Source organism: Mesorhizobium sp. M1163 (assembly GCF_040318415.1).
Lineage (GTDB): Bacteria > Pseudomonadota > Alphaproteobacteria > Rhizobiales > Rhizobiaceae > Mesorhizobium.
In genome coordinates, this window is record NZ_JAMYMF010000034.1 from 14,006 (window position 1) to 26,776 (window position 12,771).

A 12,771-nucleotide genomic window follows, 5' to 3' on the forward strand; every position below is an offset into this window, starting at 1 on the left:
TGGGCCGCGCAATCGTGCAGGAGCGCCAAACGCGCCGCTGCCGTCAATCGATCTCCGGTATCCTCCCAATCGGCCCCGAAACTCTGGTTCAATCGATACGAGTTTTCCCTCGTCACCGACCGTCAAGTCTCAGGACGCGCGAAGGGTGTGTCGCTTTGCCATAACTGTCAAATGCGATCTTTGATGGTTGCTATATCGAGACTGATATGGCTTAGGCTAGTGACGACGCTGCCGGATCCAGCTGGGGCGCCGGGCGTAGGAGTAGGGAAAAATCATGGCGGCGCTGCGAAATCCTGGTGGAATATCAGCCGGTTACGATGAGATTCCGCGCGATGGCGGAACCCTGCTGCGCAGCGGCTTGAGCCTGCGTCACATGCGTATGATCGCAGCCCTCGACGAGCACGGCCGGGTGAGTGCCGCGGCCCAGGTCATGAACATCTCGCAGCCGGCGGCTTCGCGCATGATCGCCGAGATGGAGGCGGTGCTCGACGTCAAGCTCTGCGAAAGGCTGCCGCGTGGCATCACGCTGACGCCCTATGGCAAGGCGTTGGCACGGCGCGCGCGGTCGATCCTGCTCGAGATGCGCGAGGTCGACCGCGAGATCTTCGAGCTCAAGGCGGGCAAGGGCGGCTCGGTGTTCCTGGGCGCGGTCACGGCACCGGCGATCGAGCTGGCGGTGCCGGCGATCCGCGAGATCCGGCGCCTCTATCCGCGCATCGAGATCACCATGCAGGTCGAGACCTCGAACGTGCTGGCGCGCGAGCTGATCGCCTCTCGGCACGATTTCATCATCGCCCGCATCCCCGACGACCTCAATCCGCGGCTGTTCGAGGCCCGCGTCATCGGCGTCGAGAAGGCCTGCCTGATCGTGCGCCGCGGCCACCCGCTGACCAAGGGCAAGGCAGTGCGGTTGGAAGACACCGCCGCCTATGACTGGGTTTTCCAGTCGGGCGGCTCGCCGCTGCGCCAAGCCATGGAAAGCAACTTTTTGAACCGCAACATCGCGCTGCCGGATCGCATCCTCAACACCAGCTCGCTGTTACTGACTCTGGTCATGGTCGCGCAATCCGACGCGATCGCGCCGGTGTCGATCCAGGTCGCGAAGTTCATTCAGAACCCCGAAGGGCTCGACGGCGCCATCGACGTCGTCCAGACCGAGTTCGACATCGAGGTCAGGCCCTACAGCCTGATCACGGTAAAGAACCGCGCGCTGTCGCCGGCGGCCAAGATGCTGCACGATTTTATTTTGCGGGAGGTGGGCTGAGGATTGGAGCGGGTAGCGGGGCGCATCCCGTGGCCGGCCAGACGACCAGACAGGCCCACCAGCAGCGGCGCCGATGCACGTCGGCCACAACTGCTGCGTGATGCTCAAAAAAAGCCCGCCAGCAGAAGCGAGCGGGCCAAGGGTAGACATTCCGGTTGGGGTCATTCGAGGCCCCGCCGACCCTCAATGTGAGATATTCGACGAACTGGCACATCGGCCAAACAGATGAAGGACGGCCAGCCGAGCTGTAAAACTGCCTGTAAAGCCGCAAGTTTTCAACATCGCCAACTCAGGCGCAACCCGTGTGGCAAAAGCTGGAGCGGGTAGCGGGAATCGAACCCGCGCGTTCAGCTTGGGAAGCTGACAAGCTACCATTACATCATACCCGCGCTGGTTCCTCCGATATCATGGCCCGGCGCCGATGCGCAATCCGGTTTGAGGGCTCGGCTTGATGCCGGGCGGTCAACTGCGTATTTCTGGGCATGTGCCCGAATCGCGGCACCCGACTGTGGAGACAGGCCTTGTCCGCACTGAACCGCTTTCTCGGCGATACGCCGCTCCGGGTGATCTTGAAGCTGCTTGTGGTGTCGTTCCTCGTCGGCCTGGTCATGAACGCCTTCGGCTGGTCGCCGATGGACGTGCTCTACGGCATCCGCAAATTCTTCATCGACCTGTGGAATTTGGGCTTCCACGCCATCGACCGCTTCCTCGGCTACATCCTGCTCGGTGCCGCGATCGTCGTGCCGGCCTTCATCCTGCTCAGGATCGCCAATTTCAGGAAGTAGAGCATGATCCCAAAAAGTGGGAACCGGCTTTCGGAAAAGATCATGCTCAAACAAACAGCCTTTCACGCGTAGCCCGCAGCCACCTCGAACAGGATGGCGTGGCGTGCGGCAAGTGCTGCGACATCCGTCGAATAGCCGCCGCCGATAACGCCGCACATCGGGACGCCTAGCGTGCGGAAATGGCGGATCACCATATCGTCGCGGGCGCGCAGCCCGTCATTCGACAGCGCCAGCCTGCCGAGCCGGTCCTCGGCATGGACATCGACGCCGGCATTGTAGAAGACGAGATCCCAGCGCTTTCGCGCCGACAGCTCCGGCAGGATGGCGCCCAGCCGCTCCAGATAGGCTGCATCGCCGGTGCCGTCGGGCAGGGCGACGTCGAGGTTGGAGGCGATCTTGCGCGCGGGGTAGTTGCGGTCGCCATGCATGGAGAAGGTAAACACGCGCGGCTCGTCGTTCAGGATATCCGCCGTGCCGTCGCCCTGATGCACGTCGAGGTCGACGACCAGGATGTTTTGGGCGGCACCTTCGGCGAGCAGCACCAGCGCGGCAACGGCCACGTCGTTGAAGGTGCAGAAGCCGGCGCCTTGCGCGCGCCGCGCGTGATGACTGCCGCCGGCCGTGTTGCAAGCGATTCCGTTCAGCAAAGCCAGCCGCGCCGCCATCACCGTGCCGGCCGTTGCGAGCTGCGCCCTCAGCGAAACCCGCGGTCCCACGGGAAAGCCGATCTCGCGCTCGATCCTCACCGGCACGTCGCAGGCAAGCACCTGGTCGACATAGTCTGCCGCGTGGGCAAGCTTCAGCCATGATGGCCGCGCCACCGCTGGTGTGTTGAGCGCTTCGGGCCGCGCCAGGCCGCGTGCCCGCAAGGCGTCCATCAGCAGCGGATATTTGCTCATCGGGAAGCGGTGGTTGACGGCGAAACCGGCGTCGTAATCGGGATGATGAACGATCTGCAAGGACATGGGACGGCCGGTGCGCCAGAGGCCGGTTTCGGTTGACCATGCCGGGATGGATGGTTGCGCGAGGTCCGCAAACTGGGGCACATCGGCTAGCCGATCAAGCCGCAACAGGAAGCAACACACGTTTGGAGCAGGCTTTGCCCACCGAAGCCCACGTCACCGAAGCCAGGGCTTTCGTCGTCACCAACCGTTCGGTGCTCGCCATCGCCGTGCCGATGACGCTTGCCTATCTGACGACGCCGTTGCTCGGAATTGTCGACACGGCGGTGGTCGGACAGTTCGGCGACGCCGCCCTTCTCGGCGGCCTGGCGGCCGGCGCCCTGATCTTCGACGTCGTTTTCACCACCTTCAACTTCCTGCGCTCCGGCACCACCGGCCTCGTCGCCCAGGCCTTCGGGCGCGGCGATGCACTGGAGGAGCAGGCGGTGTTCTGGCGCGCCGTGCTGATCGCGGTCGTCGCCGGCATCGTGTTTGCCGCACTTGCGCCCCTGGTTTCGGCTGCCGGGCAATGGTTCATCGGCGCCGAGCCGCGCGTCGGCGCGGCGATGGACGTCTATATCCGCATCAGGATGCTCGCAGCACCGTTCTCGCTTATCAATTACGCCATCCTTGGTTATGTGCTGGGGCGCGGCGAGGGCGGGCTCGGGCTGATGCTGCAGCTGGTGCTGAACGGCATCAATATCGCGCTCTGCTTCCTGCTCGCCCTGGAGCTTGGCTGGGGCGTTGCCGGCGTCGCCTGGGCGACGCTCACCGGCGAGTTCGTCGCCATGCTGCTTGGTCTCGCCATCGTCGGCCGGCGCTTCTGGGCCGCACCCAGGCTGCCGCGCCATCGCGTCCTCGATTTGCCGGCATTCCTGCGCATGATGTCGCTCAATCGCGATATCATGATCCGCTCCTTCTCACTGCTCGCCGCCTTCGCGCTGTTCACGCGCCAAGGCGCGCAATTCGGCACGCTGACGCTGGCCGCCAACGCCGTGCTGATGAACCTCTTCCTGGTTGCCGGCTATTTCCTCGACGGTTTCGCCACCGCCGCCGAACAGCTGGCCGGGCGCGCCATCGGCGCCCGTGCCGCCACGGCGTTTGACCAGGCGGTGCGGCTGACGCTGCTTTGGGGGCTCGGCCTGGCAGGCGTGGCGACGCTCGTGCTCCTGCTGGAAGGCACCGGTCTGGTCGCCCTGATCACGACCTCGACAGACGTCCGCGCCGTCGCCGACATCTACTTGCCATGGGCGGCATTCACCGCACTCAGCGGCGTGCTGGCTTTCGAGATGGACGGTGTTTTCATCGGCGCGACATGGTCGCGCGACATGCGCAACATGATGCTGGTGTCGTTCCTGGCGTTCAGCGCCGCGTTGCTGATCCTGGCGCCGGCGTTCGGCAATCACGGCCTGTGGGCGGCGCTGCACGTGTTCCTGCTGGTACGCGGCTTCAGCCTGCTCACTATATTGCGGCTGCGGGTGCGCACGGCCTTTAACTGATCGCTAAAGCGGTTTCGTCGCCCAGTGATCGAGGCGGCTGTCGCGAAGCTCGCGCAGCGACTTCAGCCCTTGACTGTCCATGAAACGGACCATGCCGGAAAGAATACGCCCCGGCAGCGCAGGCCCGGCATAGATCATGCCGGTATAGAGCTGGACGAGATCGGCGCCGGCACGGATCTTTTCCAGCGCCGTCTCGGCGGAATCGACGCCGCCGACGCCGATGATGGCGGGATCCGGGCCAAGTAGTTTTCGCATCCTTGCCAGCACGATGGTCGAGCGCTCGAACAAGGGTTTTCCCGAAAGCCCGCCGGTCTCGCCGGCAAGGCCGGCGCTGCGCAGGCCGGCTCGCGCGATCGTGGTGTTGGAGACGATGACGCCGTCCATTTGCTTGTCGGTGATCTCGGCGGCGATGTCCTCCAGTTCGGCCTCGACCAGGTCCGGCGCGATCTTGAGAAAGACGGGCGGCTTTGCCGGTGCCGCCGCACGCGCGGCCATGACCCGCGACAGGAGTTCACCAAGCTGTTCGCGCGCCTGCATGTTGCGCAGGCCCGGCGTGTTTGGCGAGGAGATGTTGATCGTCAGATAGCCGGCGTATCGCGCAAACCTGATCACGCCGCGCTCATAGTCGCCGACGCGGTCGGCGCTGTCCTTGTTGGCGCCGATGTTGACGCCGACGACGCCGGCGCGGCCCTTGCGGGCAGCAAGACGCTTTTCCGCGGCGGCGTGGCCTTCATTGTTGAAGCCCAGCCGGTTGATCACTGCCCCGTCCGAAGGCAGCCGGAAGATGCGCGGCTTCGGATTGCCCGTCTGGGGCAGCGGCGTGATCGTGCCGACCTCGGCGAAGCCGAAGCCGAGGCCGAGCAGCGCGTCCGGCACTTCGGCATTCTTGTCGTAACCCGCGGCCATGCCGAGCGGGTTCGGAAAATCGAGCCCGCAGATGCGTGTCTTCAACCTGTCGTCTCGCAAAGGGCGCCCGGCGACCGGCAGGCCGCATCTCAGCGCGGCAATCGACAGCCCATGCGCGGTTTCCGGATCGAGCGTGAACAGCAGTTTTTGGCCGATCCGGTCGAACGCGCTCATTCGGCCTCCAGCGCCGGGAATTCATGCCGGCCGTGGGCGCCGAGCGGCAATGCCTGCACAGAAACGACCGCATTGAGGCCGAGCCCGCCGTAGAGATGAGGGAACAAGGCGCCGCCGCGCGAGACCTCATATTTCAGCGCGTCGCCGAGGCGCGCGCTGTCGACGGCGACCAGCAGCAACCCGCTTTGGCCGGTGAAATGTCTGGCCGCCGTTTCCCGAACCTGCCCGGCGGTGGAAAAATGGATGAAGCCGTCGGCGACGTCGATCGGCGCGCCGGTGAAGCGGCCTTCTCGTTCAGCCTCGCGCCACAGCGCCTCGGGAACTATCTTGTAGATGATCTCGGACATCATTGCGCTATAGTCCGAACAGATCATGCGGGGAAGGGCAGGCCCGCGTTCTTCCCCATTTCAGGTTCTTCCCCAATTCCGGCGCAAACTGTGATAGATTGCGCCGACTGGCTCATGGAGGAAAACATGCGTCTGAAACACGTCTTGATCCCCGCAGCACTGGTCTCGCTTGTCGCAGCTTCGGCCTTTTCCGAGGAAGCCGATCGCTACCGGCTGGAAAAATCGGCCAATGGCTATGTGCGCATGGATACGCAGACCGGCGCCATGTCGCTCTGCGAGGAGCGTTCCGGTCAGCTCGTCTGCAAGACAGCGGCCGACGAACGTGCCGCCTTCCAGGATCAGGTCGACCGGCTGCAAAATTCGGTGAAGGCGCTCGACGAACGCGTCGCCAAGCTCGAAAATTCGCTAGCCGCGCGTTTCGAATCGACTTTGCCCAGCGAGGAGGATTTCAACAAGACGATGGGCTACATGGAGCGCTTCCTGCGCAGCTTCATGGATATCGTCAAGGACATGGACAAGGACGAAGACGGCGCCAAGCCCAATTCGCAAAAGACCTAGGCAATTCGCAAAAAGACCTAGGGCGGGAATAGCAAGCCGGCCACGCCGAACAGCAGGCGTAGGGTTATGATCGTTCAGATCCTGCAAGGCGGAAAATCGCCAACGGGATTCGGGGAGGGATATCACCGTTGGGCTACACATTCGTCATCGCCGACGATCATCCGCTTTTTCGCGGTGCATTGAGGGAGGCACTCGCCGGCATCGGAGATGTTGCCGCCATTCACGAGGCCGGCGATTTCGAAAGCGCCAAGGCGCTGGTCCTGGCCAATGAGGATGTCGATCTGGTCCTGCTCGACCTCTCGATGCCGGGCGCAAGCGGCCTTTCCGGCCTGATCTCGTTGCGCGGCATCCATCCGGCGGTGCCGATGATGGTGGTCTCGGCGCATGACGATCCGGTGACGATCCGGCGCGCGCTCGACCTGGGCGCCTCGGGGTTCATCTCCAAATCGGCCAGCATGGAAGAGATCCGCAATGCGGTGCAGTCGGTGCTCGCAGGCGACATCGCGGCACCCGCCGGGGTCGATCTCGGCGTCGAGCGCGATCCCGAGATTTCCGACCTGATCAAGCGGCTGCAGGCGCTGACGCCACAGCAGACGCGCGTGCTCGGCATGCTGGCGGAGGGACTGCTCAACAAGCAGATAGCCTATGAGCTCGGCGTCTCCGAAGCGACGATCAAGGCGCATGTCTCGGCCATCCTGCAGAAGCTCGGCGTCGACAGCCGCACCCAGGCGGTCATCCTTTTGTCCAAGATCGGCAGCGACCCGGTTCAGGCGGCTGGCTGATTCTCATTCGGCCGCCGGCGCCAGCGGCCTGACCCTGGCCATCATCGAGCGCAGCATCGCCGGTTTCAGCGGTTTGCTGATCACCGGCACGTCGAGCCTGCCAGCAGCGGCGCGAACCTCGCTGGAGCGGTCGGCGGTGACCAGCACGGCCGGCAGGTCCTCGCCATGGATCGCACGCAACTGGGCGATCAATTCGAGGCCGGTCTTGTCGTCGAGATGATAGTCGGCAAGCACAATGTCCGGCCGATGCATGGCGGACCTGTCGAGATCCTCCGCGCCGGAAAGCGTGTCGACGCTGCAGCCCCAGCCCTCGAGCAGCAGCCGCATGCCGTCGAGGATGCGGCCGTCATTGTCGATGCAGAGCACATGCAGCCCGGCAAGCGAGGTCGTAGCGCGGGCAGGCGGCTTCGCCTCGGCCTCGCGCCGCGGTGCCTGCACGGCCGCCACCGGCAGCAGCACGGAAAAGCGCGTGCCCTTGCCGGGATTGGAGAAGATCCGGATTTCAAGGCGCAGGACGCGGGCGATGCGGTCGACGATGGAGAGCCCCAAGCCGAGGCCTTCCGCCTCGCGCATGCCCTCGTCGAGCCGGGTGAATTCGCGGAACACGGTGTTGAGCTTGTCGCCGGCAATGCCGATGCCGGTGTCGATAACCTGGATCTCGGCCAGTTCGCCGCGCCGCCGCACGCCGACCAGGATGCGGCCATGGCGCGTATATTTGATGGCGTTGGAGACCAGGTTCTGGATCAGCCGGCGCAGCAGATTTCGATCCGTCATGACGCTGAGCGACGACGGCATGATCGAGAGTTCGAGCTTCTTTTCGGCGGCAAGCGGCCGGAAGTCGTTGCCGATCTGGCGCAGCAGCCCGTCGAGGCCGAAGCTCGTATCGTCCGGCTTCATCGCGCCGGCATCGAGGCGCGAAATGTCGAGCACCGCGCCGAGAATGGTCTCGACCGATTCCAGTGACGATTCGATATTCATCGCCGCCTTGCCGGCAGGCCCCTTGCCGGTCTTCTCGATCAGCGACGAGCAATAGAGGCGGGCGGCGTTCAGCGGCTGCAGGATGTCGTGGCCGGCGGCAGCGAGGAAGCGCGTCTTGCCGAGATTGGCCTCTTCGGCCAGCATCTGCGCCTGCGCCAGCTCCTCGTTGACGCGGGTGAGCTCGGCGGTGCGGCTCTTCACGCGCTGTTCCAGCGATTCATTGGCGCGCTTCAGCGCCAGATCCTGCTCGACGCGCCCTGAGATGTCGGCATAGGTGGCGACGATGCCGCCGTCCGGCATCGGATTGGAGCGCAATTCCAGGATACGCCCGCTGGTCTTCAGCTCCATCTGCCATGGGCTGACGAAGCTGGTCAGGCGGTTCAGCATGGTGACGCGCTGGTCTGGCGGTATATCGCCGCGCTCGGCAAGGTGGCGCAGGATACGATCGAGCGAGACGCCGACCTGGCCCATTTCGTCGGGCAGGTCGAACAGCGCCCGGTACTGGCGGTTCCAGCAGATCAACCGGAAATCGCGGTCGAAGACGGTGATGCCCTGTTCCATCTGGTCGAGTGCGATCTGCAGCAGGTCGCGATTGTGCTGTAGCGCCTCGGTGGCGTCGTCGAGCAGGCGGAAGGCGTCCTTGGATTCGCGGTCGTTGCGGCGCAGCAGCAGCGACAGGATCAGCCGCGCCGAGGAGGAGCCGACGGCACTGGCCAGAAGCTGCTCGGAGAAGCGGATGACATCCATGCTGGCCTGTTCGTTGCCGTGCAGTGAAGTGCCGCTGCTCTTCTCGAATGACTGGAAGGAGCGCTCGGTGCGTTCGACACCGAGATAGCGCGCAATCGTGTCCTTGAGGTCGTTGACGGTGATCGTGGTGCGGAAGCGGCGCAGGCTCGGCAGCGGCCCCGCCTCGCGCGGCACGAAGATCGACGCCTGGATGCGTTCCAGCGGCACCGACGCGCGCGACAGTGAGCCGAACACAAAAAACAACGTGTTGATCGACAGGCTCCACAGCACGCCATGGTTCAGCGGCTCGGCGACGGTGCCGAACAGGGCTTGCGGCCGCAATGCATCGAAGCCGAACAGGCCGTGGACGAGGATGCCGGTCTCGGGCGCGGCGAGCGAGGGAAGCAGTAGCGTGTAGCTCCAGACGACGATGCCGGCCACCATGCCGAGTGCCGCACCCCTTCCGTTGGCGCCGCGCCAGACCAGGCCGCCGATCATTGCCGGCGCGAACTGCGCGATCGCGGCGAACGACATCAGGCCGATAGAGGATAGCCGCGCGCTGTTTGTGCTCTCGCGGTAGTAAAGGAAGGCGATGAACAGCATGATGAAGATCGCCGCCCGCCGCACATTGAGGATGAGCGTCGACCAGTCCTCGCTCTCTGAGGTCGTGGTCCGCAGCAGCCGGCGCACGAACAGCGGAATGATCAGGTCGTTGGAGATCATGATCGACAGCGCGACGCTTTCGACGATCACCATTGCCGTCGCCGCCGACAGGCCGCCGATAAAGGCGGCCATGGCCAGAACGTCGTGGCCGCTGAACAGCGGCAGTGACAGCACATAGAGGTCGCTGCTGGTCCTGGGGCCGACCAGTTCCAGGCCGGCCAGCGCGATCGGCAGCACGAACAGGTTGATTGCCACGAGATAGAGCGGAAACACCCATGTCGCCGTGCGCAGCTCAGCCTCGCTGCGGTTCTCGACGATGGTGACGTAGAACTGGCGCGGCAGCATGAGGATGGCAAAGCCGCTCAGGCATGTCAGTACCAGCCAGGTCGCGAGCGAGGTGTTGTAGCCCATCGCCTGGCGCACCTGCGTGTTTTCGGCGAGCCGGTCGAACATATCGCCTGGCCCGCCGAAGATCAGAAACGTGACCATCAGGCCTATCGCCAGGAAGGCGGCGAGCTTGACCACGGTCTCGACCGCCACCGCCAGCACCAGACCGTCCTGGTGTTCGGTGGCGTCGGCATGGCGCGTGCCGAACAGCACGGCAAACAGCGCCAGCAGCATGGCAACGACAAGCGAGATGTCGCTGACGAACGGATCGAACGACGGCGGCGAGCCGGTATAGTGCTCGACCATCAGGCTGACCGAGCCGGAGATCGCCTTCAATTGCAGCGCCATGTAAGGCACCGCGCCTATGGTTGCGATCAGCGTGGCGATCGCCGCGACAGCGAAGCTCTTGCCGTAGCGGGCGCCAAGAAAGTCGGCGATCGAGGTGATCTTCTCGGTCTTTGCCAGCCTGACGATGCGCTGCAGCAGCGGAAAGCCGAACACGAACACCAGAACCGGTCCGATATAGATGCCGAGGAATTCGAGGCCGCGCTCGGAGGAGAGCCCGACCGAGCCGAAGAAGGTCCAGGAGGTGCAGTAGATGGCGAGGCTGAGCGCATAGATAAAGGGCCGGGCGCGGCCAGGCCCGGATGAAGTCGAGCGCCGGTCGCCCAGGCTGGCGATAGCAAACAGCAACGTCACATAGGCGATCGCGATGATGACGATGAACCAGCCCTGCACGGCTCGAACTTCCTCCCTGCGCCGGCTTTTTCATCCGGCCTTGCAGACGCAATCACAGCTTGGCCACCGAGTCCATCGCGGCTTTCGGTGCATTATGGCCGCGGCTTCGCGCAATCCTGGCCGGGGAAACACGTCTTTGCTCCTGTCGCAACCGCAGGTTTTTGCTATTCTGCCCGCCGGTCGATGCCGAGGGCGTGGACGGCAGCACGGCCGGTCAGGAAAGGAGGGTCGAATGCTGAAAGAGTTTCAGGAATTCATTTCCAGGGGCAATGTGATGGACCTGGCCGTCGCCGTCATCATCGGCGCTGCCTTCGGCAAGATCGTCACCTCGCTGGTTGACGACATCATCATGCCGGTCATCGGGGCGATTTTGGGCGGATTGGACTTCAACAACTACTTTCTGCCCTTGTCCTCGGCCGTTAACGCCACATCGCTGGCGGATGCCAAGAAGCAGGGCGCGGTCTTCGCCTATGGCAGCTTCATCACCGTGGCGCTGAACTTCCTTATCCTCGCCTTCATTATCTTCCTGATGGTCAAGGCGGTGAACAATCTGCGCCAGCGGCTGGAGCGCGAGAAACCGGCTACCCCGGCCGCTCCGCCACCAGCCGACGTCGCGCTGCTCACCGAAATTCGCGATCTCCTCGCCAGAAAGTAGCGCCTGCGGCAACTTTCTGGACCAAAACCCCGGTCGCTTGCGGCCGGGGTTTTCTGTTTTCGTCCGCCCTGAAACACGCTAGCAGTCGAGCAAACGAAAACGGACCCATCCATGACCCTGATCGATACTCTGCGCGCCGAAGCGCGGGCGGCGCCCGAAAGCGGCATTGTCGCCGTCATGAATCGTGGCCGCGGCCGCGACGGTATGATCCCGCTTTGGGCCGGCGAGGGCGACCTGCCGACGCCTGCCTTCATCACCGATGCCGCCGCCAAGGCGCTGGCCGCCGGCGAGACCTTCTACACCTGGCAGCGGGGCATTCCCGAACTCAGGCAGGCGCTCGCCCGCTACTACACCAGGCATTTCGGCAAGACTTTCGCCAACGAAGAATTCATCGTCACCGGCTCCGGCATGCATGCCATCCAGATGGCCATCGACGCGGTGGCCGGCAAGGGCGACGAACTTGTCTACCTGTCGCCGGCATGGCCGAATTTCGCCGCCGCCGCCGGCGTGGCCGGCGCCGTTCCGGTTGCAGTCACCCTTGATCAGTCCGGCAATGGCTGGTCCTGCGATGTCGACAAGATCGCAGCGGCGATCACGCCACGGACCAAGGCGCTGTTCGTCAACACGCCGTCCAACCCGACCGGCTGGACCGCCGACAAGGAGACGCTGCAGGCAATCCTCGATCTCGCCCGCGAAAGGGGCCTGTGGATCATTGCCGACGAGATCTATTCGCTGTTCCACTACGGCCATGGCCGCGCGGCGTCGTTCATCGACATCATGGCCGATGAGGACCGCATCCTGTTCGTCAATTCCTTTTCCAAGAACTGGGCGATGACCGGCTGGCGCATCGGCTGGATCAAGATCCATCCCGCCTTGCAGCAGGTGTTCGAGAACCTGGTCCAGTATTCGACTTCCGGCGTTGCGCAGTTCATGCAGCGCGGCGCCGTCGTCGCCCTCGACGAGGGCGATGCCTTCATCGTCGAACAGGTGGAGCGGGCGAGGGCGGCGCGCGACCTCGTCTGCGGCATTCTCGCCGAAACCGGCAGGGCGCGGTTCACCGTGCCGCAGGGCGCGTTCTATCTGTTCTTCGCCGTCGACGGCATCACCGATTCCCGCGCTGCCGCTTTCGACATGGTCGACCGCGCCAATGTCGGCCTGGCCCCCGGCACCGCCTTCGGCCCCGGCGGCGAAGCTTTCCTCAGGCTATGCTTCCACCGCCGCCTCGACCAGCTCGAAGAAGCCGCGCACCGGCTGGCGAAATGGATGAAGACTGTGTGAGGTGTGTTGAGCTTCGCGCCAGGCATCGCAGCACTGAAAAATGAGGCGGCACCGATAGGCGGCTTCCGCAATGGTGCCCGTAGCGGCGGA

General features: G+C 64.2%; 11 protein-coding genes and 1 tRNA gene. 7 read left to right on the forward strand and 5 right to left on the reverse strand.

The genetic code is table 11. From position 1 onward, the window contains the following. Nucleotides 1–274: 274 nt before the first annotated feature. Nucleotides 275–1,264 carry a LysR family transcriptional regulator gene (locus NKH43_RS27165; protein ID WP_352482475.1) on the forward strand — a complete coding sequence of 330 codons (990 nt, stop codon included), beginning with the start codon at nucleotides 275–277 and terminating at the stop codon, nucleotides 1,262–1,264. Nucleotides 1,265–1,579: 315 nt separating this feature from the next. Here NKH43_RS27165 and NKH43_RS27170 read toward each other — a convergent pair. Beyond that, nucleotides 1,580–1,653, reverse strand: a tRNA-Gly gene (locus tag NKH43_RS27170). Nucleotides 1,654–1,746: 93 nt separating this feature from the next. On the opposite strand from NKH43_RS27170, the gene NKH43_RS27175 reads away from it, so the two are divergent. Next, entirely contained in the window at nucleotides 1,747–2,049 is a 303-nt protein-coding gene (locus tag NKH43_RS27175; protein WP_254816341.1) for a DUF6460 domain-containing protein, read from the forward strand. Between the two features lie 62 nt (nucleotides 2,050–2,111). Here NKH43_RS27175 and NKH43_RS27180 read toward each other — a convergent pair whose 3' ends face one another. Continuing rightward, a complete protein-coding gene (locus tag NKH43_RS27180; protein WP_352493789.1) occupies nucleotides 2,112–3,014 on the reverse strand; it encodes a histone deacetylase family protein in 903 nt (300 codons plus the stop codon). A gap of 50 nt (nucleotides 3,015–3,064) precedes the next feature. Here NKH43_RS27180 and NKH43_RS27185 point away from each other — a divergent pair, with 50 nt between their 5' ends. After that, entirely contained in the window at nucleotides 3,065–4,489 is a 1,425-nt protein-coding gene (locus NKH43_RS27185; RefSeq protein WP_352860760.1) for an MATE family efflux transporter, read from the forward strand. A 3-nt stretch (nucleotides 4,490–4,492) separates the two neighbouring features. On the opposite strand, the gene NKH43_RS27190 is transcribed toward NKH43_RS27185, so the two are convergent. Together NKH43_RS27190 and NKH43_RS27195 are read right to left on the reverse strand one after the other, a co-directional pair. Next, nucleotides 4,493–5,569, reverse strand: coding sequence for a quinone-dependent dihydroorotate dehydrogenase (locus NKH43_RS27190; protein ID WP_352860761.1), 1,077 nt, complete (start codon nucleotides 5,567–5,569; stop codon nucleotides 4,493–4,495). Beyond that, a complete protein-coding gene (locus NKH43_RS27195) occupies nucleotides 5,566–5,916 on the reverse strand; it encodes a DUF952 domain-containing protein (protein ID WP_023719480.1) in 351 nt (116 codons plus the stop codon). The genes NKH43_RS27190 and NKH43_RS27195 overlap by 4 nt, the downstream gene beginning before the upstream one ends. 126 nt (nucleotides 5,917–6,042) lie before the next feature. Between NKH43_RS27195 and NKH43_RS27200 the strand changes: the two genes are divergently transcribed. Both NKH43_RS27200 and NKH43_RS27205 read left to right on the forward strand, forming a co-directional pair. After that, nucleotides 6,043–6,474: a hypothetical protein gene (locus NKH43_RS27200; RefSeq protein ID WP_352715654.1), complete on the forward strand. Its 432-nt coding sequence runs from the start codon at nucleotides 6,043–6,045 to the stop codon at nucleotides 6,472–6,474. Nucleotides 6,475–6,593: 119 nt separating this feature from the next. Continuing rightward, nucleotides 6,594–7,256, forward strand: coding sequence for a response regulator (locus NKH43_RS27205; protein WP_502893818.1), 663 nt, complete (start codon nucleotides 6,594–6,596; stop codon nucleotides 7,254–7,256). Between the two features lie 3 nt (nucleotides 7,257–7,259). Here NKH43_RS27205 and NKH43_RS27210 read toward each other — a convergent pair whose 3' ends face one another. After that, complete coding sequence (locus tag NKH43_RS27210; protein ID WP_352482470.1) at nucleotides 7,260–10,748, reverse strand: PAS domain-containing hybrid sensor histidine kinase/response regulator; 3,489 nt, start codon at nucleotides 10,746–10,748, stop codon at nucleotides 7,260–7,262. Nucleotides 10,749–10,980: 232 nt separating this feature from the next. Here NKH43_RS27210 and mscL point away from each other — a divergent pair, with 232 nt between their 5' ends. Both mscL and NKH43_RS27220 read left to right on the forward strand, forming a co-directional pair. Beyond that, nucleotides 10,981–11,403, forward strand: a complete 423-nt coding sequence (gene mscL / locus NKH43_RS27215) for a large conductance mechanosensitive channel protein MscL (protein ID WP_023719476.1) — start codon at nucleotides 10,981–10,983, stop codon at nucleotides 11,401–11,403. A 111-nt stretch (nucleotides 11,404–11,514) separates the two neighbouring features. Then, a complete protein-coding gene (locus tag NKH43_RS27220; protein WP_352547899.1) occupies nucleotides 11,515–12,681 on the forward strand; it encodes a pyridoxal phosphate-dependent aminotransferase in 1,167 nt (388 codons plus the stop codon). Nucleotides 12,682–12,771: the final 90 nt, after the last annotated feature.

Excerpts from the sequence above, each read along its gene's own strand:
- NKH43_RS27165 (WP_352482475.1), top strand. The coding sequence starts at position 275 with ATGGCGGCGCTGCGAAATCCTGGTGGAATATCAGCCGGTTACGATGAG.
- NKH43_RS27190 (WP_352860761.1), bottom strand. The coding sequence starts at position 5,569 with ATGAGCGCGTTCGACCGGATCGGCCAAAAACTGCTGTTCACGCTCGAT.
- NKH43_RS27195 (WP_023719480.1), bottom strand. The coding sequence starts at position 5,916 with ATGTCCGAGATCATCTACAAGATAGTTCCCGAGGCGCTGTGGCGCGAG.
- NKH43_RS27185 (WP_352860760.1), top strand. The coding sequence starts at position 3,065 with ATGGTTGCGCGAGGTCCGCAAACTGGGGCACATCGGCTAGCCGATCAA.
- NKH43_RS27175 (WP_254816341.1), top strand. The coding sequence starts at position 1,747 with ATGTGCCCGAATCGCGGCACCCGACTGTGGAGACAGGCCTTGTCCGCA.
- NKH43_RS27220 (WP_352547899.1), top strand. The coding sequence starts at position 11,515 with ATGACCCTGATCGATACTCTGCGCGCCGAAGCGCGGGCGGCGCCCGAA.
- NKH43_RS27180 (WP_352493789.1), bottom strand. The coding sequence starts at position 3,014 with ATGTCCTTGCAGATCGTTCATCATCCCGATTACGACGCCGGTTTCGCC.
- mscL (WP_023719476.1), top strand. The coding sequence starts at position 10,981 with ATGCTGAAAGAGTTTCAGGAATTCATTTCCAGGGGCAATGTGATGGAC.
- NKH43_RS27200 (WP_352715654.1), top strand. The coding sequence starts at position 6,043 with ATGCGTCTGAAACACGTCTTGATCCCCGCAGCACTGGTCTCGCTTGTC.